This is a genomic window from Legionella stuttgartensis, assembly GCF_977063405.2.
Genome location: NZ_CDRUHA020000071.1, coordinates 473,751 through 494,755, shown reverse-complemented (window position 1 = coordinate 494,755; position 21,005 = coordinate 473,751). Strand labels below are relative to the sequence as shown.

Genomic DNA, 21,005 nt, shown 5'->3' with positions numbered 1-21,005 from the left:
GTGGCGAGAATGCTCATTAAGACGGAAGAGGGAGTGTATTTTCATTTCCTTCTCCCCAGAGGGGAGAAGGTGTCCGTTGGATGAGGGGATTACGATAAGGTATTCTGAACTCGATATTTTAATTTGTTGTAGATTTCCCCACCGTCTCTTTCACTGGTGGTATAACGCTATTTAATGCTTGCGTATTGTCATTCACTGACGGCATCGCATCGTCTCTTAAAGCATCAGCTAAGCTAATGAATTTATATCCATTTTTTCTATATAATTCAATAATATCTTCTAAACAGAAACTGTTAAGAAGATTGGCGTGGATCAATAAGATTTGTTTGGAGGGTTTGCCATCAACTTTTTTTACTCTTCGCTCTGCCAGTAACGTTTGTTTCCAAATGTAAGCCAAGTAGCGTTTTTTAAATGATGGGAGACTTTGAGCTCTTTTTCTATAAGGGATTTTATAGAAACGAGCATTAAACTCATAATCTTTACTGTCGATCGTTACAGGAGCGATAGTATATTGATGTGCAGCTAAGTAGTCATACACTTTTTGTTTTTTTTGCCCAGTCCCTTCAGCAAGGTAGGGGTAGCGAAAGTATTTAGGTTCTGTCAATACAGGCGCTAAAACAGTATCAGCGTGATCGATATCAGCAATGTATTTATCCGCGCTCATATTATTCAAGCTTTTATGGGTATAAGTATGATTACCTAAAGCAAAACCTTGATTTCGGAATATTTCCAGAAGTTCCCATTCAGGTTTTGGGATAGCTCCCCCAATGGCAAATCCAGTAGCAGGGACTTGATTGTCAACAAGAGCTTTGACTATAGCCATAAATCGGGCTTGTGTTCTTTTCAAGCTTGCTGGTGTACCAGCACCAGAACCAACAAAGGGTAAATCATCAATTGTAATTGCAATTTCTTTTTCTTCAGCGAAGCATGGAGAATTCAGTATGCAAAACAAAAGGGTTACAGCGCTCCATCGAAGTAACATGATATCCCCTAATTTATTTTTATTATTTAAAAATAACTATAGTAGACAATTTTTAAAAAAGTATAATTTTTTGATAATTTCTTGTTTATCAAGAGAATTATTAGTGATAAGATGAAAGGTTTTTTGAAATTAATCGACTTGTAACACTATAATCTGCGGAGTTGATTATTGTTCTATTTCTTGTTTTTTCTTAATCCTTCAAATCAATACCTTATCGGGGATAGATGCATTTAGTAACTACATGCTAAAACGATTAGCCACTTTAAATAAGCTATACTAAAACAATGCACTTAACATTGGATGTGTTTATTTTCATGACCACCAAGCAATAGGGTAGGAAGATGAAAAAAAGGCCTATTTTGATTCGCAATACGGTGTTACTCAATACTAAAAAATCCCTTTCACAAAAAATGGATCTTTTAATCGTGAATGACACAATAGAGGATATTGCTCCACATCTTGATAACGCAGATGCCGAAATTATAGATGCTCAAGATATGGTGGCTATGCCTGGTCTAATCAATACACATATTCATGTATGGCAAGCGGGATTACATGGGGTTGCGGGAAATTGGAGCTTAGCTAATTATTTTGAAAAAATGCTTGATGCTCTTGGTCGTGAATTTTCTCCAGAAGATATGTATCTTGCCAATATGTATGGGGCCTTAGAGCAGATTGATGCAGGCGTAACCTGCGTACTTGATTGGTGTAATAACATTAATAGTCTTGAGCATGCCCAACACGCAATAAGAGGATTGGATGATTCAGGTATTCGTGCTGTTTTTGCCTATGGTACTCCTGGGGTTGATTCATCAAAGTGGTGGTTTGATAGTTCTGAAAAACACCCGCATGAGGCAGTAGCGTTTTTTAAAAACCATGCGTTCCAAAGCAATAGTAGAATACAAATGGCCTTAGCTTTGCGAGGTCCTGATTTTACCCAAGATGAGGTATTGCTTCATGATATTAAATTGGCTCGAGAGTTAAATGTATTAGCTACGATGCACGTAGGTGTGAGTTCTGCAAAATTCGGAGTAAAAAAAATATATGAAACCGGAATGCTTAATGAGCATATTAATTTCGTGCATGGAAATAATTTAACGCAAGAAGAATATCAATTAATTGCAGATCATGGTGCATCATTGAGCACGACACCCGAGGTAGAAATGCAAATGGGGCATGGTTTTCCAGCAACTGGAAAACTATTACACGCTGGTGGCGCGCCTGTTTTAGGTACCGATATTCCATCAAACATGGACGGTGATTTATTTACGCAATTGCGTTTTGCTCTGCAAACACAACGTGCACTTGATAATCAAAAGGAAATTGATTCAGGAATGTTAGTCAACAACATTAGTCTAACATGCGATAAAGCTTTAGATTGGATTACAATTAATGGGGCCAAAGCGCTTCATTTAGATAAATTAATAGGTACATTAGCTCCAGGGATGAAGGCGGATCTGATACTTATTAATCTTAAAGATATAAATCTTTGGCCAGTACATCGTCTTTATGAATCCATTGTTTTTTATGCGAATAGACATAATGTAGATTCAGTAATTATTGATGGGAAGATTGTAAAACGTCAGGGAAAATTGGTGTATTCGGATCTCAATAAATTAAAGGATCAAATATTTGAATCAAGTGCACGTATCGTCAAGAATGCAAAGCTATTGTAGCACTTAAAAGTAGTCTGCGTAAGGAGAAAGCCAATGATAAATAGCAGTCCTCTTAAGATATCAGCGTTTAAAGACATCGTATCCTTTATTTTAGAAACTGGAAAAAATGATCTTATCAACATAAAGTACGTGAAGGATGCAAACGAAGCGCATTCTGATTTGAAGGATAAAAAGGCAGATGTTGTTTTTATGTCCTATGACGATACTTTGTCTATGGTTCTTCAAGAGAATTATCCCCATGTTGCGGCAATAATGCCTGTTCATGGAGGGATTTTAGATTTATGTGGTCGTATCGATTTAAAAAAAAATACCATTATAACCGGGATAGATACGCCTACAGGATATGCGCGACTTTTAAGATTATACCTAATGCAGCACTATCCTGAAGATTATGAGAAATTCGATTGGGTTTTAGCCGGAGCTACAAATCTCCGTTATGAACAATTAAAACATCATCTACTCGATATTACCTTACTTAATCCTCCATTTTCATATGATCCAAGCCTACCAAGAATTGAATGCATGATGCATTTTAGTGGTGGATATCAGGGGGTTGTTGCCAATATTAATAAAACTAACTATCTAGATTCCAATAAGCGGATAACGCTTAAAAAATTTATCTATTCGTATTATCAAAAAATTAATGAAATGAAAAAAAATGCAGAAAAAACTATCTTAGAACTGACGAAGTTTTATCAAATTTCATTGAATGAAGCGAAATTAATCTATGAGCGCTTATGGGCTGAAGATGGACTAAATGAAGACATTAAATTTGAAGAAAGTGCCCTTCAACATACAGAACAGATTTTTACTCAAGATACAGGGATTAAAGTTCCAGCTAAAAGAATCTGGGTAGTTCATGAAGTATCCGATTTCTTATCAGAATAATTAGCGCATCTCGCAAATGGAGGGTCTATGGATGTTATTTTAAATCAAGTTTAAAATCTTCTGAATCGGAGTCCTCTTCTTCGTCATAACTCCAATTCTCCCAAGGATCACCAATTGAAAATGTTCCTGCTAATTTGTCATATTGCTCTCGCACTAAGGAATGCATCTGATCAAAGTATTTGCAATTGAATGATTTATCACTATCAACTCCAGACCATTTCATTGAGCGAAGATTATCATTGAATTCTCCGAGGGCATTATGGAGATTCACTACTAGCGAATAATCATCAAAATCAAATTCAAAATTATTGGATAAAATATGTTGTATCATAAATTTTGTTTTTAATTGCAATATATCTATCTTTAGTTGATAAATATCTTTAAGTAAACTTTGACTATCTTTTATGAAAAAGCTCGTAAAGTTAGACAGAAGGGTATTAATTTTATCGTGTATATCTTCCTTTTCTTTCAATAAAGCCCCATTGATTTTGTTATTCCCAAGTATTTCAGTATACGCTGTTTCAATATGAGACATATCCTTCTTAAATTCTTTACTAAGTGATTCATAGATATCTTTAATTTTTACCTGGGACGGACGGGCAAAAAATCGTTTTGAATAAGTCATAAATAACCAAAAACTTAAGAGCATATATGAACATATTATATAATAAAAAAAGTAAGTGGGTATTAAATGTCCTATTTTACAGAGCTATGTAATTGATTCCATTAAACAATATAGTAAAAAATGATCAATTTTATGAGTCCAATGCGTTTAAAGCTTCTCCTGCATCTCTATACCCTGCATCTATTCTTCTTCTGAGGGTATCGGAAGAAAAATCAAAAGCGGCGTTTACATTCTCGGGATCTTTATTTTCAATATAAAGGATATTTTGGATGTATTTATAGTGTATTAGACGTTGATACCCTGGCAATTGCTTGATAGGACTATCAGCCGGTACAATTTGTTCAATTTCATTGATGACCTCGATGTATTCATTAATTTTTTCAGTTAATTCTTTATTAAAGCGGATTTTATTAGAAAATTGAATTTCAAAAATCCTATCAAAAACATCAACCATATTGGTAGGTATTTTGCCTTGGCTTGGGAACAGATTAATTACAATAATTTGTTTTTCTACGTCAGGATCAGGATTTAGACTCTCTAAAACAGGGGAGAGTGGGGTGTTTTCAAATAAGCCTCCATCCCAATAACAGGTATTTTTTATCGTGGTCATAGGGAAACTGGGAGGTAAGCTGCCGCTTGCTAACACATGCAGTGGAGTAATTTCTGTTCGATCCCTACCTTGATTTGAAAATGTTTTGACTTTCCCTGTTGCAATATCTGTTGCTGTAAGAATTAGACGCATCGACGTGTTATTTACTTTTTTAAAATCGATATACTTTTCTAATAGTTGTTGCAAAGGTTTGGTGAAATAAAAACTCGTCCAATCTGCCAAATTCCAATAGTCAGTCCGCGGGTAGAAAAAGGAAGGATTTCCAAATAAGGCCAAATAAGAAGCGAATTTCTCATTCAGAAAAGGAGAAGAGAAAAGAGTAAATTCCTCCCACATTGCTTCAAGAGTTGCAATGGGTTCCTCTTTGGATCCAACTAATGCTATTGCATTAATCGCACCTATAGAAACCCCTGAAACAATATCTAGTGAAAATAGAGGCTCTTCATATAGACGTTTTAAGGCGCCGAATTCATAAGCTCCTAATGCACCGCCTCCTTGCAGTACCATCCCTGTTTGTTTCATGATATCCATTCTTTATTGACTGAATCTAAACGTTAAGTATAGATTATTTTCTTCAACTCGATATGGATATAAGCTCATAATCTGAACTAATTTTCTAATTAGGGATCTATATGTGGAATTTTTCGATTGCTCATATCTCCGATCACGATAACCGCTGGTTTTGCATCAGTCTGCGTGTTGGTGCCATCCATACCTAGAAAATCATCATAGGAAAAAGCGTAGGAATTTAAATAACTAGTTTGTGGATGATCTATATTTTTATCGAAACTCAATGCATGCATGGCCTCAGAATAAACATTCACACATGGCGCATCTTTAGTGGCACCACATTGATTGACTATGTAATCTACTGAATTATCACCATTGTTAAAATAGTATTTGAGTAGTTGTTGCATTTGTTGTTTATTTTTGAAAATTGGGTTACCTAATGAATCAAAGAAATCTTTACCAATGAAGGCAGATTCTTTTCGCATTAACATGCCCGAAACAATAGCAGATGTCAGATCGCGCGCAAGGGTTGAATCTACCGCATTTCTATTATAAAAAGGTGCTTGTGCTCCCATTAAGATTGAATTACTGGCTTGCGGTGAACCTAGATTATAAGACAATGATTCAGAGCTTGAGCCACCTGTCGGTGAAAAGACTAATGTTTGAGTGTTCGGTTCAAAAGCTCCTGACCAGATACCTTTATTTAATTCTTTTAAATCAATTTTAATGGAACGATTGATAGCGGAAGAATAGTACTTGCTAAGCTCATTAATGTAGTTGGTAAAATATCCATTAAATCGATTTCCAAATCTTCCAGGGGCATCAACTCGCATTAATACATTTGCTGAATTATAAACTACCAGACTTGACCATTCTGAGCGCTTCCATCGTAGAGCACATTCAGGAGCGTTTGTTGATTCACCTGCGGCACGGCAAACAATGGTTTTCATATTTTTAATGACACCGTCTAAGCCACCCGCATGTCCATACTCATGGCCTGCTTGTTGAATCGTATAAGGGATAGCAATAAAATCAACTCCAGTGGGGTTAATAACTGTTTCCCCACTGGTGCTGTAATTAAACTCGACCTTATCAAATAGCGTTCCATTTGTAGTCGTTTGTGGGTTATTTACGTCAGGTTGCTTCGGAGTGAGGGTATTCTTATCTGTAGGCATATCCAAGGCATTTCCGAAGGAAACATAAATTCTACCGGAAGTAAGATGTGGGATGCATGCTTGTGCTGTTCCCCCTGAACTAGGAATTAATTCTGATAATGGAATACCATAGTTTTTTCCATTCATATTTACATCGGTAATATCAACAAGTGTACCGACTTGATTTCCATTATTAAATTGAACATAAGCATGTTTCTTTGTGGTTGGATCAATGCCCAGCACTACGATATAAGTATTTTTATTTTCAATACGTGTATTGTTGGTCTTTGATAAGTCAAAGCGAACTGACATGCCGCCACCCTGACATGGATTCTGTGAGAAAGCGCATTCACTGATAACCAATAAACCTGCCATTCCGAACATTAAAATACTTAATCTGTTCATTTTGGATATTTTCATTGCATGACCTTACTTAAGTGAAAAAACTAATGGACCAATGTACATCATTAATTAGTTATTTATTTTACCCAGATTTGGTGCAATTATACTCAATAAATTAAATTAATGATCATATGGAGGTATAACATATTATTCATTAATTCGAAAATCACCCCGGAACTAAGTCAAATAAATTCTCTTGCTTATTTCTTTTTGATTTGATAGTACTGATATTTGTAAACAATTTGGATGGGGTGATCACTCTTCCTTCAGAGGTAGTGCATATTATTAATGATTCATCTATATTTATAGATGGGAGTTGAAAAATGAAATTAAGTAAAAAACTTTGTTTTATGTTGGCTTATTTGTTGGTGTTACTGCCTTTTATTGGTTTTTATTTTGGTAATTTTTACACCTTCCTCCCTTTTATTATATTATTCACGATGGTTCCATGGATGGATGTTTGGTTGGTTGATCCAAGCAATCCAGACAGTACTCAGGAACACATATTACTCAAAGATAAATATTTCAAGCTTCTTACTTGGATATATGTACCGTTGCAATGTTGCTTTATAATTTTCTCAGCTTATCTAATTGCACATACTCCCTTAACAACAACAGAATTTATTGGGTTTAGTCTATCAATAGGGCTTTTAACCGGAGGAATTGGAATTACGCTTGCTCATGAGCTCATGCATAAAAACACCCTGATAGACCAACTCTTAAGTAAAATTTTATTAGTTAGTGTCTGTTATGGTCATTTTTTTATTGAACATGTTCGTGGTCATCATGTTCATGTGGCCACCCCCAAAGATCCTGCCACATCTCGGTTAGGAGAAAGTTTGTATCAATTTTTACCAAGAACAATTATCGGATCTTTTCGTTCTGCTATGAATATAGAGCGTAAGCGTTTAAATCGTTTAGGGTATCATTGGTACCATGTAAACAATCAATTTTGGTGGATTATCGGCATGCCGATTATCATTGCAATGGCTTTGTTTTATTATGGCGGATGGATGGCCCTTCTCTTCTTTATTATTCAGTCTTTGACCGCCTTTATTTTGCTGGAAATCATTAACTACATCGAGCACTATGGTCTGGAGCGCAAAAAACTCACCAATGGAACTTATGAGAAAGTTTCAATTCAACACTCATGGAATGCGAGTCATTGGCTTAGCAATATGCTTCTTTTTCACCTGCAAAGACATTCTGATCATCATGTTCATGGAGCACGTCCTTATCAGTTATTAAGGCACATCGATTCAAGCCCCCAACTTCCTTCAGGTTATTTGGGAATGATAATTCTGGCTCTATTCCCCCCATTTTGGCGGAAGGTAATGGATAAGCGAGTACTTGCCAAGCGTTCGGAAAATTAGTGAATAGTTAGGCGTTAAGAAATGGCTGATTTTATAAGAAGGGTGTGCTAAAAAAATTAGTAGCGATAAAGTTTGATTTATAACCTAGGAGATCTATCGCTACAATTTTAAGAACACCTTGAGTACCATGAATCGAGGCACTTCTAATAGTTCATGGCGTCGTAAAGGGTGTTTTGCCAAGTTTAGGATAATCGACTTTTTGGACTCATTATTGTTGTATCGTTCTAGAATTTATAATAATTAATCTAAATAAACGCGCAACAAATTTAGGATCTATCGAATATTCTTTAGATAGAGATTCATAAAACTCAAAATTCTTTTTTTCCTGATCGGTATCAATAATTTGTTTCCCTAATTGGCTTTTTAACGTGCCAATTTTTTTACATAAATCCTGACGAAGAGCAATATGCTTAATGATATCATGATCTATGTTTTGAATTTGTTCTCTCAATTGTTCAATTGTTGACATATATTGCTCAGGTTAAGTATCACTCCAATGGCGAATTAAATAGCCATGTTCCAACAGATTCACTTCTTGAATATCAGCAGCAATCCGCACAACATGACCACTGCCTGGGGCGCGTTTGATTGAATCTCCCTGGGTACTTTCAATGGCTTCGAGGGTAAAAATGTGATTACCACTTGGAAGCATGATTTCAAGGGTATCATCAATAGCGAATTGATTTTTTACTAAGACTTCAAGTAGTTGTTTACTGCGGTCATAATCAAGTAATTCGCCTACAACTTGCTGTTTGATACCTGTTTCATTGCGATCTTTATAACTTTGATATTCTTCAGGAACATGACGACGATAAAATCCTTCCGTGTAGCCTCTGAGTGATAGTCCTTCCAGGCTATCCATGAGACTCCAATCAAAGGGTTTGCCAGCACCAGCATCATCAATGGCCTTTCGATACAATTGGGTCACCCGAGCTACATAAAAATCTGATTTAGTACGTCCTTCTATTTTTAAGCAATCAATGCCCATTTGTGCAAGCGTTTCAACATGTTGAATTGCTCTTAAATCTTTTGAGTTAAAGAGATAAGTCCCATGTTCATCCTCTTCGATGAGATTCATTTCCCCTTCACGTTGAGGAGATTGTTCAAATAGAAAAGTATTCGCTTCTACATGTGCATTACCCCATTCATCTTCTGTGCCTTCTTTAATATTATATTTCCATCGACATGAATTAGTGCATGCTCCTTGATTCGGGTCCCGGTGATTAAAATAGCCGGATAAGAGACAACGTCCAGAGTGAGCCATACATAATGCGCCATGCACAAATACTTCTAATTCAATATCCGGACAATTTTCGCGAATTGCTTGGATTTCTTTTAACGACAATTCTCGAGATAAAATAATGCGCTCAAGGCCAATAGATTGCCAAAACTTTACTGCTGCGGAATTCATCACGTTAGATTGCACTGACAAATGAATCGGTTGATCGGGCCATTTCTCTCTAACCATCATAATGAGACCGGGGTCTGTCATAATTAAAGCGTCTGGACCGGCTTCAATGACTGGAGCAAGATCATCAAGGTATGTATTTATTTTATTATTGGGGGCAATGATATTACTTGCAACAAAAAATAGTTTACTCTGGTCGTGAGCTTCATTAATGCCCAACACCAATTTTTCATGGGTAAACTCGTTATTTCTAGCACGAAGACTATAACGAGGTTGCCCCGCGTACACAGCATCTGCCCCATAGGCAAATGCTCGTCGCATACGTTTTAATGAGCCTGCCGGAGATAGTAATTCTGGAGATTTCATATTAATAGTTTAATCCTTATAAAAATAAATCAATTGAAAGGATAGGTCCCATTTTAGAGTTTGGTCCAGAGATTACATAGCCATCATATTCATATCCATTTTTTCGTATAAATTATACATAATCCACAGAGTTCCTATGACCAATACTAATACTACGACCAAAGTAAAGAGAAAACTTAATAGATTCCAGCTTGTTTTTGAATTCGTACTTAAATGGAGAAAACACACCAGTTGCACAAAAAGCTGTATCATCGCAAGAACCCCCACTACTATGTACAGGATTTTTGGAGGTAGGGCAGAGGAGGCAACCAAATAAAACGAGAAAAGGGTCAAAAGAAGCGAGGCTACAAAACCAATAGTATAGGATTGATATGTGCCATATGAGGCTCCGGTATCAGCATCTAAAACAAGTTCATGTTTTGACATTTTAAATAGCTCCCATCAAATAGACGACCGAAAAAACAAAAATCCAAACAACATCCAGAAAATGCCAAAATAAACCGAGACAGGTTAACTTTGTCTTAGTTATGGGTGTAATACCATGCATATTTATTTGAACTATAATGGCTAACATCCAGATAAGTCCTACAGTGACATGTAGTCCGTGTGTAGCAACCAAAGCAAAAAAAGATGATAAAAATGCACTTTTATCCCAAGTGTGACCTTCCAAATACAAGCTGTGAAACTCGTAACATTCCATTGTGATAAAACAAACCCCCAACACAAAAGTCACCCACATCCAGCGGGCTACATTACCTGGAGATGGACTATTACGTGCTAACATTGCAAGACCATAAGTAAAGCTACTTGTTAATAGTAGTAAGGTTTCAGTCAATACAAAGGGTAGCTTGAACAGTTCTTTGGCATGTAGTCCACCAAAAGTATGAGTATGAAGAACGGCATATACTGCAAATAAAGAGGCGAATAATAAGCAATCCGTCATAATGTATATCCAAAAACCGAATACATTTTTAGAGCCATCAAAATGATTATTATCGATGTGGATGTCTCGCTCCGCAGCGTGTCTGCGTAGCTGAGGATGCCGGTCGCTATTGGCTCCTGTTAACATGTCACGAGGCGTGGCCGGAATTGCGGTCGAGGCTTGAATATTTTTTATTAACGTATTACTCATCATTACCTTCCTACAAGAGATTGTTGATATTTAATTTCATTCGCTTCCACTTCATTTGCAGTGATATGATAATCAGTGTCGTAATTAAAGGATCTCATCATCAGAGCTATGACAATACTGCCAAGGCCTAATAGTACAAGCCACCAAATATGCCATACCATTGCAAAACTAAAAATGAATGCAAAGATACCAATAATAAATCCTACGGATGTGTTCTTAGGCATATGAATATCTTGGAACGTTAAAACTTCTTTCTTTGAATTACCTAATCCATTTATTTCCTTCTGTTTTTGTTCCCAAAAATCATCAATATGATTAACGACTGGGACATGTGCAAAGTTATAAGCAGCAGGAGGGGAGGTTGTATCCCATTCCAATGTACGACCATCCCATGGATCTCCAGAAATATCGCGATATTTCTCTTTGTTTTTAATGCTCACTATAATTTGTAGTACCTGAAAAATAACGCCTAAAGCAATAATTCCTGCACCAATGGCCGCTACAATTAAATAAGGTTGAAAACCTGTAGACGCATCGTAATGATACAGACGGCGAGTCATCCCCATAGCACCCAGGATGTAGAGGGGAGTAAATGCAACAAAAAAACCAACGAGCCAACACCAAAAAGCGCATTTACCAAGTGATTCATTTAGGGTGAAGCCAAACATTTTGGGGAACCAGTAAGCCAAGCCAGCAAAATAACCAAACACAACGCCACCAATGATTGTGTTATGAAAGTGTCCAACTAAAAACGTGCTATTGTGAACTTGAAAATCAATACCTGGAACAGCAAGCATTACGCCAGTCATTCCTCCTATCGTAAAGGTTATAAAGAATCCCATTAACCAGTACATTGGGGTAGTAAACCGAATTCGTCCTCGATACATTGTGAACAGCCAATTAAAGACTTTTACTCCAGTTGGTACGGAGATAATCATTGTGAGGATTCCAAAAACTGCATTTACGTTTGCACCTGCACCCATGGTAAAAAAGTGATGAGCCCAAACAATGAAAGCCAAAAAAGTAATCACTGCGGTAGCCCAAACCATCGTTTTATAACCAAATAATGCTTTTCGAGAAAACGTTGCAACAATTTCTGAATAAACACCAAAAGCAGGTAAAACTAATACATAGACTTCTGGATGCCCCCAAATCCATACTAAATTTACATAGAGCATTTGATCGCCACCAGCACCGGTGGTAAAGAAATGCATATCAAGGTATCTGTCCAAACCAAGTAATGCCAATGCAACAGTCAGTACAGGGAAAATAAGCATGACCAGAATTGAAGAACAAAAAGCGGTCCATGTAAAAATTGGCATTTTCATTAAGGACATACCTGGACAACGCATCTTGAGGATTGTCACGAAAAAATTTATTCCCGACATAAGGCTACCAATGCCTGAAATTTGGATAGCCCATATGTAATAATCCGTTCCAACTGTTGGGCTATATGCAAGTTCCGAAAAAGGAGGATATGCTAACCAACCGGCATGGGCGAAATCACCGATCAATAAGGACACATTAACTAATAATGCACTAACAGCAAAAAGCCAAAAACTAAGTGAGTTTAGAAAAGGAAATGCAACATCACGAGCACCAATTTGTAATGGTATTACGAAATTAAATAACGAAAACATAAGTGGCATTGCCACGAAAAAAATCATTATCGTCCCATGAGCAGTAAATATTTGATCAAAATGCTCGGGAATGAGATAGCCATACGAATCTCCAGAGGCCATTGCCTGCTGAGCTCTCAGCATAACGGCATCAATAAATCCTCTAACAAGCATTACAAGAGCAACAAAAAGATACATTTTACCAATACGTTTATGGTCTACGGTAACTACCCATTCATGCCAAAGATAACTCCATTTTTTGAAGTAAGTGATCCCTCCTAACACAGCAGCACCGACAATAATGATGAATGTCAGCATTGAAAATATAATAATTTGCTGGCTTATAGGTTCATAAAGATAAGGGAAAACCTCTTGAAGATTACTTAGTTTTCCTAATAATGTTTGTAACATAACGATTTCCTTTTTGTATTAACTTAGGGACATAAACTTATGAACAATTTGTTTCTATGCATTTTTATGATCCTGGTGAGGCATCATGTAATGCATAATAATGCTGTCAAATAATCCGGCATCAACACTACTGAAATACCTTGCGGGATCATTAATGGACTTTGGTACCAGTTGCTCCCAAAATACCGAAGAGGTCAGTTGGTCATGTGACTGTTTCATTGAATTAACCCACTTAGTAAATTCTTTATGGGATGTAACTTCAGTGTTAAAGCCCATTTCTGCAAAACCAATACCGGTGTAGTTTGTGGCAAGTCCTCGATAATTTCCTGGGGTATCTGCGATAAGATGTAACTGTGTAGTCATTCCGGTCATTGCATAAATTTGACCTCCGAGCTGGGGAATTATGAATGAGTTCATAGGGGATGCAGCTGTGATTTTAAAATTGATAGGAGTATCAATAGGAATTTGAAGATAATTTAGGGTGGCTATTTGATAGTCAGGGTAAATAAACAACCACTTCCAATCAAGTGAGACAACCTGAACTGTGACAGGTTTTGTTTGTGAATCAATTGGCTTATAGGGATCTAAACTATGCGTGGTTTTCCAAGTTACTGTACCTAAAATTAAGATGATGATACAAGGAATTGTCCACCAAACTATTTCTAAAATGGTGCTGTGATTCCATTCGGGTGTATATTTTCTATTACTTCCCTCACGATACCGCCATCCAAACCAGCATGCCATGCCAATAACAGGAATCACTACGATGAGCATGAGTTTGATTGAAAATAACATTAGTGTTAATTCAGTTGCTGCAATTTGTCCTCTAGGTGCTATTACCCCAGAATGACAACCATTTAAAATAAGCAAAACCATAATAAGTAGAACAACACCTACAGGTCTCATTGTCCATGTACCCGGAAATCCAGACACTCCTTTATAAATTGGTTGGATCATACTTTTAATTCTCCTGTTTTTTAGATTCGTAGGCGGATTCTTTTTATCTCTTTAGGCATGAATAAGATGCTTAAGTAATGTAACTAAGCTGGTACTATTTAATCTTCTGGAAACACCCTGTTAGATTGCTTCTTTAAAGCTCATCCACAATTTTTTTTCAAAATCATATAACTTGCATTTCTTGAAAATATTGAGCACATAACGCAACTTAAAGTGATATTCATGAAAATATTCACCATACTTAGCTTTTAATGCCTTATGTGCTTTTGGTAAGTTATAAAAAGGAATTCTTGGATCTAAATGGTGGGGTATATGTATCATTATGTTATGTAATAATACCCTGGATATTTTTGAGGAATGGATAACAGTACTGCAATACAAGGCGCCCACAGAATGAGACCATTCAGTTTTTAAATCAAAGAAAGGGACATCGGGATGAGTATGATGCAGATATATAATTATCGCGATAAAATAATTAAAGATAATGAACGGCAAAATAACGGCTATAGCAATTCCAACGATACCTCCCGTAAAAACATATGCCAAAATGGACATCATTAACCCATAAAACAGCACGATAAGTTTACCATTTCGATAATATCGGCTTTGTTGTTTATCTTTTCCAGGATTAAAACATAGCATTTGCTCCCACCAAATCCGGCGTAAATAGTGGAACGCACAAGTGAAAAAGCAGCGCTCTATGCGATAAAGTACGCGTTGAAAAATAGAGAGCGATTGATATTCAGTACATGTAAGAGGACGCCATATCCAATCAATTGGAGAAAAAGAGGCGAATCCATGATGCACTTTATTATGACCGTAGGACCACATTCGATAAATATTTAATGAGGGTAACATCGCTATTGTTCCAAGTACCTCAGAAATGGTACTGTTTTTAAAAAGTGCCCCATGTGCTGCATCATGTGCCCAAACAAACATCATTGCCGTGGCGACACCTGCAATCAAACCGCCTGTTAGTTTTAATTCCAGATGAACACTAAAAAAAATCAGGTAAAACCCAAACAAAAACAGTGCTAAATCAAAAAAATACCAAAATAGAGCCTTGATCTGTGACTGCTTATAACATTCATTCGGTATGATGGAACGGGCGACTGATGATTTTATTCCCTTAACTTGCTTCCATAACTTATCTGATTTAGTGGTTTTCATAGGAAATTACCTTTATACAGCGTCTAAAATGGTCGGTATAAAGCAAATGATGCAACCTATAATGTTACTAAGTTAAGAGTGTTTTTCCATATTTCCTTTCTACCCACGTCCGTGGCTTGTTCGCGGGATCCACGAAACCTACATTCCTTGGTTTCCGCGAACAAGTCGCGGAACGTAGGCCCTAGGAGAATAAGCTTAACTTAGTGTTATTGATGCAACCTATGCTCTTTTTTTTCAGATATTTTAATTATTTTTTTTTATATGACATTGATCTAGATCATGGAAAAGTACATAGATCCCCTCTGGAACTCTACTGTGCGGTGAAGGAGAGGTAAGTGTGTGAAATCGAATGGATACTATTTTACGTTTTTGCAACGATCGTCGTTCATATCAGCAATAAGTTTTAATTTTTCGGGTTGCAAAAATTGAATTTGCTTATGATCAATCGCAATAATTTTATTTGCTTTAAATTGAGAGAGAAGGCGACTAATGGTTTCTGCTGTGAGTCTTAAATAATTACCGATATCTTGACGAGACATAGGCAGTAGAAAAGTCGGTTGCATTTCGGAGGGGTTTAACCGGTAGGATAAATCAATAAGAAAAGCGGCAAGTCGTTGTTCTGCTGTGATTGAAAACAAATAAGATCCTATATTTAGTTGTTGACTCATTAAATATAAAATATGTTTTTGCAGAGACGGGCTTAAATGCAGTAGTTCTAGGAAATTATCATAAGGAATTTCGCAAATAACACTATCAGATAATGCCACTGCTGAAAAAAGGTAATGTTGCGTGTAAATTGCTTCAAAACCAAGGACTTCACCAGAAAAATAAAATCCACGAATTAATTCATTTCCATCCACATCGACTTGATATGTTTTTAAATTTCCATGCTGAATTGCATATATGTTTCTAAAGGCATTCTGAGGAAGATATAAGACTTCATTTTTTTTTAGATGGTAGTGTTGTTTTACTGCACGATTAATTTGTTTTATCCATCGTGAATTTTTTTCTTCGGTGATGCAAAAAGGAGAAAAGGTGCAATGTTCACAGGTGGGATGATTATTATCGAAGTTTATCATATCAGAACTATCATACAGACAAGTAATGCTTAAGTTACATTATAAATCGCAAATGCATTTTAGAATACAAATTTTTTCCATGATGTAGATCAAGGCGATAAATTTTATCGGCTCATAGAATTCGAATAAAGCATATTTAGGATACTAAGAGCTATCATGAATCAAATCACTCAGGTTAAAACCTACTTAGTTGAATTACAAAAATCAATCTGCAATGAGTTTCTTGCTATAGATGATAAGGTTAACTTCATTTCCGATTATTGGGAGGATCCGACTCTAGGATATGGGACAAGTTGTGTGATGTCTAATGGTGATGTTTTTGAAAAGGGTGGGGTAAATTTCTCGCATGTTAAGGGTAAGAGTTTGCCTGTTTCAGCTACGGAAAAACGTCCTGAACTTAGTGACTATCAGTTTGAAGTTCTTGGTGTTTCAATTGTTATCCATCCAATTAATCCTTATGTGCCCACATCTCATGCTAATTTTCGCTTTTTTATAGCCACTAAGGAGCATGCTGAACCTATTTGGTGGTTTGGTGGTGGTTTTGATTTAACGCCTTATTATGGATTCGTAGAGGATTGTGCTTATTGGCACACTATGGCCAAAGCAGCTTGTGATGATTTTGGTAATGATGTGTATCCGCGCTATAAAAAATGGTGTGATGATTATTTTTTCATTAAACATAGAAGTGAACCCCGAGGTATTGGAGGAATATTTTTTGATGACCTTAATATGTGGGAATTTGAAAAGAGTTTTAATTTTTTAAAGTCCGTTGGAAATCAATATACCAAAGCTTATTGTCCCATCGTTCTCCGTCGAAAAGGCATGCCTTATACAGAAAGACAAAAGAGTTTTCAGTTATATCGACGAGGACGTTATGCTGAATTTAATTTAATTTATGATAGGGGAACAGCTTTTGGCTTGCAATCAGGAGGAAGGGTTGAGTCGATTCTGATGTCATTACCACCCCAAGTTGCATGGACTTACGATTGGCATCCACAGCCTGGAAGTGAGGAGGCGCGTTTATATACAGATTTTTTGATTCATAAAAACTGGTTGAGTAGGGAGGGAGTACGCTGTGTCGATTGAAAATTTTATCATTACTGTATAGTGCTTCGTAGGAACAGAGTTTATGAACCATAATTTAAGTCCTGAAATGAGGGCGATTGGGCGATGATATGTCGTGAAGGGCGTTTTGAGTAAAACATTTCGTATTTCATTTTTACTCGTATAACGCCCCTGATGATGTTGAATTAATCCTATTTAAGAATCGACGAGATTTCATCCTTGGGGGAAATTTCTCCGTTAGCAGAGGAAGTAACTTGAGAACCATATATCATACTCAGGGGATTCCAAAAGAAAGAAAGTGTTTTTGAAAAAATACTGGTGGTCTCTGTAGTTACTTTTTCAGGTTCTTTATTCTTTTCTTTCCTACGATCGACTATGTCAAAATGCTTAATGGCATGTTGTTCTGTCAATTTCATAAACTCTGATTCTGCAATGGGGGGAAGCGCCTGGGGTCTGTCTTTATAAAATCGTTCTGCAGCTGTTGCAATTAAGCCATTAGCTTGCTTTAGTAAGTTCAATTCGTCTAGTTCAATTTTTTCCTTAGGAACCATGTAGCGCATTGCTGCTAGATCAAAGAGAAGAGTCTGTATTTGCTGATACAGTCTTGCGAAATCTTCAATAGTATTAGCAAATTGCTCTTCATAGCTCTTGGTAAGTTCATCGACCTTGTATTTTTCTAAACCTTTCCCAGTCAATTTTTTATGGATATGAGTTATTTTGATTGCTGTGGGATGGTTAGGTAATATTTTATATTCTTCAGAGTTTATAATTTCGTCCAGAATAACTGAAGGCGTACTTTCGTTGTGATTTGCTTGCATTAACAAGGCACTAAAAAAATGACTTAAACGATTATCTATAGATTCTTGCAAGCAATTGAAATCTTTTTCTAATCCTTGAGCTTGGAGCATTAAAGTATGGTTTATGCGGGTGAAACTTAAGTTAAGAAGTTCTACCACAAATTGCTTAATGGTTAGATTGTCGGATACAGATAGTTCTTGAAATTTAGTTAAGATATCAATAATCCCTTGATGAAGTATTTCTTTTTCTTCTTGTTTTTCAAGAGAAGTCCAATCATCAGTTAAATATTGCTGGCTAACCTGTTGAATGACTATGCCAAAGGTTTCTGACACAGTTTTGCGGGTTACTTCAGAATCTAGGATAGATGGTTCTTTGTCGGCGATTTTTTTAATGTGTTCTTCTAGGACCACTCTTGCAGTAGCGAGCATCTCAGCGAGATTTTTTCTTTTTGTATCAAGGCCAAAAATTTTAAAGAAATGGGCTTGCATTAATAAGGCATGTTCTTCATTAACATATCCAGAGTAGTTCGAAAAGATGTCATTGAAAAATCCATAGGTATGTCCTTTAAGCAAAGTTCTGCGTTGTTTGGTGAGTCCCATATAGGAATAATGGGTTGAATTATAGGCATCATACCCAATTTGATTTTTTGCAATCGCACTATAAAGTTTTCGTAAGATATCAGGAAAGTCGAGTTCTGCCACATTAATTGATTTCAGTTCGTTAGAGTTTGTTGAATATTTTCTGCCTAGAGCAGTATATTGATGAAAGATCTGGGCACCATCATTAAATGCTACATCCTGCTTACTTAAAAAATTAAGTATTTTATATATCATTAATTTTTGCACATGGGTGGTTTTATATCCATCAGGGGAGACAATGACTCCTTGTTGAGAACCATCATTTCCATTTGAACCTGTGCCGTGATGTCCGGGCATGGAATAGCGAACAAAATTCTGTTTTTCTTTGGAGATTACTTCAGGAAAAATCGGCGTAAAACCCCAATCAGAACGTTCATTTGCATAATAAATTAATTCAGTATTTTTAATGATTTCGGGTAATGTGAAAAAACGTTCGTCATACCAGGTAATCGGAAAACAATCGCCCGGAACCGGATCGATCCCCAGAAAATTAATGGAGGCATCAGGTAGCGATGATTTTAACTTATTAAACCATTGCTCCTGTTCATCTTTAGGTATTAGATTCATTTGGGATTTTAGGGGTTCTATAATATCGGGAGTATTATTTGTAGGTGTACCTTTTTGTCTTTTAATTTGCTGTTCGGACAACTGTTTTAATACTTCTTCAAAAGTTGAGCATGAAGTAATAATCGTTTGTATTGCCTCTAATTCATGGGCTATCAAAATGGATTCAACAGCTCCTCTACTATGGGCAATAATGTTGATAGGAGTTTGTCCGCGAACTATTGCTTTTAGAATTGCCGCAAGACCCAAACCAATTTTTTCTCCTACATTCGCACCATCGGTTTTGGGCCCATTAACTACGGTAAGTTCATCAGCTTGCAATGGGTACGGATCTTTTGCATCTATTTTTGTTATTTTCGCAGGTATTTTTGTTTTGATTAAAGAAGAGATGACACTCAATGTCTCTCCTTTTGGGTAATCTTTTACTTTAGCTCCCTTAGTGTAAGGAGTTGGTTTGGGTATTAGTTTTAATTCCGGGGTAAAGTCAGTAAGGGTCCCTAACATTGTGAGTGTGAATGGTTGTTTTTCAATTTTACTATCCATAGTATCTGCCCCATATTGTGACATAATGACTCATTATAGAGTCCAATCTATAAAAAAATAAACAAGTTACGCTCATTTTTTGCATGGGCTTCATTTAAACGAGTCTTAGGCTGTTTTCTAGGAAAGAATAGAGACACTTTAGATGGACGAATTGGGTGTAGTAAGGCTCACTCTTATAAATTTAAAAGTTATAAGAGTGAGTATTTGGAACTTGTTGGAATGTTAGAAATTAAAATAGCTTCTATCATAGCAATATAAAATATGTCTTTGTTTTCCTAGGATGACAGTGGTTGTTTTTGGTGTTGAGAGTACTTTTACTTTTCTAAGTTTTTTAAGAGTACAAACACGTTCAGTCGAATCAATGTTTAAAAAGTAAAATCCTCCAACAGGAGTGATGGTTTCTGGCAAATAGTATACTCCGTCACGCAACTCTACATTAGTAAAAGTAGGGGCGGTGGTAACACCTTGAATGCTCACTTTGTCATTCACTTCGGTAACATTTGCATCCACATCTACATCTGTAGCATTCACGTTACTTGTAGATTGGTTAACATTTGTAGTGCTACTTGTCCCTTGCTCATTATTTGAAGGGGTGACAGAAGTATTTGTACTAGAAGGGGTGGTAGTAGTATCTGTCGAAGGCGAAGTAGTACTATTTGTATTTGTGGATGGCGAAGTAGTACCATTTGTATCTGCACCTGGTGAAGAGCTTGTGTCTGAGTTTGTAGAAGGGGTAGACGTATTTGTATCCGTCGAAGGTGACGTAGTAGTGTTTACATCCGTAGATGGTGAAGTGGATGTTGTAGTACTGTCCGTTGGAGTACTCGTGCTAGGGCTTGCCCCATTAGACTGATTCATATTGTCGTTGTCGGCTGCAAGTGCCATAGTACTAGCTAAAAGTAGTATTGTGCATAAAATAGGTCCTTTTTTACTCATTTTCATTCTCCTTAAAGTTTAGAGCTATTCAGATATTAGCATAATGATGTGAATTATGTTGTCAAAAAGATTATTTATTGATTGCTATGGTTTAATTGT

18 protein-coding genes are annotated in these 21,005 nt (G+C 36.5%); 4 read left to right on the top strand and 14 right to left on the bottom strand.

Going from position 1 to position 21,005, the window contains the following annotated elements; genetic code table 11:
* Positions 1-118: 118 nt before the first annotated feature.
* Positions 119-982 carry a polysaccharide deacetylase family protein gene (locus ACWTEW_RS26790; protein ID WP_454781133.1) on the bottom strand — a complete coding sequence of 288 codons (864 nt, stop codon included), beginning with the start codon at positions 980-982 and terminating at the stop codon, positions 119-121.
* Positions 983-1,323: 341 nt separating this feature from the next.
* Here ACWTEW_RS26790 and ACWTEW_RS26785 point away from each other — a divergent pair, with 341 nt between their 5' ends.
* The gene (locus tag ACWTEW_RS26785) at positions 1,324-2,658 is read left to right on the top strand and encodes an amidohydrolase family protein (protein ID WP_454781132.1); all 1,335 of its coding nucleotides are present in this window, start codon (positions 1,324-1,326) and stop codon (positions 2,656-2,658) included.
* Positions 2,659-2,691: 33 nt separating this feature from the next.
* Positions 2,692-3,546: a hypothetical protein gene (locus ACWTEW_RS26780; protein ID WP_454781131.1), complete on the top strand. Its 855-nt coding sequence runs from the start codon at positions 2,692-2,694 to the stop codon at positions 3,544-3,546.
* 34 nt (positions 3,547-3,580) lie between these two features.
* On the opposite strand, the gene ACWTEW_RS26775 is transcribed toward ACWTEW_RS26780, so the two are convergent.
* The 3 genes from ACWTEW_RS26775 to ACWTEW_RS26765 form a co-directional block, all read right to left on the bottom strand.
* Complete coding sequence (locus ACWTEW_RS26775) at positions 3,581-4,171, bottom strand: hypothetical protein (protein ID WP_454781130.1); 591 nt, start codon at positions 4,169-4,171, stop codon at positions 3,581-3,583.
* Between the two features lie 130 nt (positions 4,172-4,301).
* Positions 4,302-5,303: a patatin-like phospholipase family protein gene (locus ACWTEW_RS26770; RefSeq protein ID WP_454781129.1), complete on the bottom strand. Its 1,002-nt coding sequence runs from the start codon at positions 5,301-5,303 to the stop codon at positions 4,302-4,304.
* A 98-nt stretch (positions 5,304-5,401) separates the two neighbouring features.
* Complete coding sequence (locus ACWTEW_RS26765) at positions 5,402-6,865, bottom strand: beta-1,3-glucanase family protein (protein WP_454781128.1); 1,464 nt, start codon at positions 6,863-6,865, stop codon at positions 5,402-5,404.
* A 305-nt stretch (positions 6,866-7,170) separates the two neighbouring features.
* On the opposite strand from ACWTEW_RS26765, the gene ACWTEW_RS26760 reads away from it, so the two are divergent.
* Positions 7,171-8,220 (top strand): alkane 1-monooxygenase, encoded by a 1,050-nt coding sequence (locus tag ACWTEW_RS26760; RefSeq protein ID WP_454781127.1) that lies wholly within the window; start codon positions 7,171-7,173, stop codon positions 8,218-8,220.
* A 208-nt stretch (positions 8,221-8,428) separates the two neighbouring features.
* Here ACWTEW_RS26760 and ACWTEW_RS26755 read toward each other — a convergent pair whose 3' ends face one another.
* The 8 genes from ACWTEW_RS26755 to ACWTEW_RS26720 all read right to left on the bottom strand — a co-directional run bounded on the left by ACWTEW_RS26755 (position 8,429) and on the right by ACWTEW_RS26720 (position 16,362).
* Complete coding sequence (locus ACWTEW_RS26755; RefSeq protein WP_454781126.1) at positions 8,429-8,689, bottom strand: chorismate mutase; 261 nt, start codon at positions 8,687-8,689, stop codon at positions 8,429-8,431.
* A 12-nt stretch (positions 8,690-8,701) separates the two neighbouring features.
* The gene (gene trhP, locus ACWTEW_RS26750; protein ID WP_454781125.1) at positions 8,702-9,994 is read right to left on the bottom strand and encodes a prephenate-dependent tRNA uridine(34) hydroxylase TrhP; all 1,293 of its coding nucleotides are present in this window, start codon (positions 9,992-9,994) and stop codon (positions 8,702-8,704) included.
* Positions 9,995-10,066: 72 nt separating this feature from the next.
* Complete coding sequence (cyoD, locus tag ACWTEW_RS26745; protein WP_454781124.1) at positions 10,067-10,420, bottom strand: cytochrome o ubiquinol oxidase subunit IV; 354 nt, start codon at positions 10,418-10,420, stop codon at positions 10,067-10,069.
* 1 nt (position 10,421) lies between these two features.
* A complete protein-coding gene (gene cyoC, locus ACWTEW_RS26740) occupies positions 10,422-11,129 on the bottom strand; it encodes a cytochrome o ubiquinol oxidase subunit III (protein WP_454781123.1) in 708 nt (235 codons plus the stop codon).
* On the bottom strand, positions 11,129-13,156 hold the full coding sequence (gene cyoB / locus ACWTEW_RS26735; protein WP_454781122.1) for a cytochrome o ubiquinol oxidase subunit I: 2,028 nt from the start codon (positions 13,154-13,156) through the stop codon (positions 11,129-11,131). The genes cyoC and cyoB overlap by 1 nt, the downstream gene beginning before the upstream one ends.
* Before the next feature lie 54 nt (positions 13,157-13,210).
* Positions 13,211-14,113 carry a ubiquinol oxidase subunit II gene (gene cyoA, locus ACWTEW_RS26730; RefSeq protein ID WP_454781121.1) on the bottom strand — a complete coding sequence of 301 codons (903 nt, stop codon included), beginning with the start codon at positions 14,111-14,113 and terminating at the stop codon, positions 13,211-13,213.
* A 120-nt stretch (positions 14,114-14,233) separates the two neighbouring features.
* On the bottom strand, positions 14,234-15,283 hold the full coding sequence (locus ACWTEW_RS26725) for a fatty acid desaturase (protein ID WP_454781120.1): 1,050 nt from the start codon (positions 15,281-15,283) through the stop codon (positions 14,234-14,236).
* Positions 15,284-15,639: 356 nt separating this feature from the next.
* Positions 15,640-16,362, bottom strand: a complete 723-nt coding sequence (locus ACWTEW_RS26720) for a Crp/Fnr family transcriptional regulator (RefSeq protein WP_454781119.1) — start codon at positions 16,360-16,362, stop codon at positions 15,640-15,642.
* A 156-nt stretch (positions 16,363-16,518) separates the two neighbouring features.
* Here ACWTEW_RS26720 and hemF point away from each other — a divergent pair, with 156 nt between their 5' ends.
* A complete protein-coding gene (hemF, locus tag ACWTEW_RS26715) occupies positions 16,519-17,448 on the top strand; it encodes an oxygen-dependent coproporphyrinogen oxidase (RefSeq protein WP_454781118.1) in 930 nt (309 codons plus the stop codon).
* A 170-nt stretch (positions 17,449-17,618) separates the two neighbouring features.
* On the opposite strand, the gene ACWTEW_RS26710 is transcribed toward hemF, so the two are convergent.
* Positions 17,619-19,994: a hypothetical protein gene (locus ACWTEW_RS26710; RefSeq protein WP_454781117.1), complete on the bottom strand. Its 2,376-nt coding sequence runs from the start codon at positions 19,992-19,994 to the stop codon at positions 17,619-17,621.
* 198 nt (positions 19,995-20,192) lie between these two features.
* Positions 20,193-20,855, bottom strand: a complete 663-nt coding sequence (locus ACWTEW_RS26705) for a hypothetical protein (RefSeq protein ID WP_454781116.1) — start codon at positions 20,853-20,855, stop codon at positions 20,193-20,195.
* Between the last annotated feature and the right edge of the window lie 150 nt (positions 20,856-21,005).

Coding starts and splice junctions, on each gene's coding strand:
- ACWTEW_RS26790 (WP_454781133.1), bottom strand. CDS start 982: ATGTTACTTCGATGGAGCGCTGTAACCCTTTTGTTTTGCATACTGAAT.
- ACWTEW_RS26785 (WP_454781132.1), top strand. CDS start 1,324: ATGAAAAAAAGGCCTATTTTGATTCGCAATACGGTGTTACTCAATACT.
- ACWTEW_RS26780 (WP_454781131.1), top strand. CDS start 2,692: ATGATAAATAGCAGTCCTCTTAAGATATCAGCGTTTAAAGACATCGTA.
- ACWTEW_RS26775 (WP_454781130.1), bottom strand. CDS start 4,171: ATGACTTATTCAAAACGATTTTTTGCCCGTCCGTCCCAGGTAAAAATT.
- ACWTEW_RS26770 (WP_454781129.1), bottom strand. CDS start 5,303: ATGAAACAAACAGGGATGGTACTGCAAGGAGGCGGTGCATTAGGAGCT.
- ACWTEW_RS26765 (WP_454781128.1), bottom strand. CDS start 6,865: ATGAAAATATCCAAAATGAACAGATTAAGTATTTTAATGTTCGGAATG.
- ACWTEW_RS26760 (WP_454781127.1), top strand. CDS start 7,171: ATGAAATTAAGTAAAAAACTTTGTTTTATGTTGGCTTATTTGTTGGTG.
- ACWTEW_RS26755 (WP_454781126.1), bottom strand. CDS start 8,689: ATGTCAACAATTGAACAATTGAGAGAACAAATTCAAAACATAGATCAT.
- trhP (WP_454781125.1), bottom strand. CDS start 9,994: ATGAAATCTCCAGAATTACTATCTCCGGCAGGCTCATTAAAACGTATG.
- cyoD (WP_454781124.1), bottom strand. CDS start 10,420: ATGTCAAAACATGAACTTGTTTTAGATGCTGATACCGGAGCCTCATAT.
- cyoC (WP_454781123.1), bottom strand. CDS start 11,129: ATGATGAGTAATACGTTAATAAAAAATATTCAAGCCTCGACCGCAATT.
- cyoB (WP_454781122.1), bottom strand. CDS start 13,156: ATGTTACAAACATTATTAGGAAAACTAAGTAATCTTCAAGAGGTTTTC.
- cyoA (WP_454781121.1), bottom strand. CDS start 14,113: ATGATCCAACCAATTTATAAAGGAGTGTCTGGATTTCCGGGTACATGG.
- ACWTEW_RS26725 (WP_454781120.1), bottom strand. CDS start 15,283: ATGAAAACCACTAAATCAGATAAGTTATGGAAGCAAGTTAAGGGAATA.
- ACWTEW_RS26720 (WP_454781119.1), bottom strand. CDS start 16,362: ATGATAAACTTCGATAATAATCATCCCACCTGTGAACATTGCACCTTT.
- hemF (WP_454781118.1), top strand. CDS start 16,519: ATGAATCAAATCACTCAGGTTAAAACCTACTTAGTTGAATTACAAAAA.
- ACWTEW_RS26710 (WP_454781117.1), bottom strand. CDS start 19,994: ATGTCACAATATGGGGCAGATACTATGGATAGTAAAATTGAAAAACAA.
- ACWTEW_RS26705 (WP_454781116.1), bottom strand. CDS start 20,855: ATGGCACTTGCAGCCGACAACGACAATATGAATCAGTCTAATGGGGCA.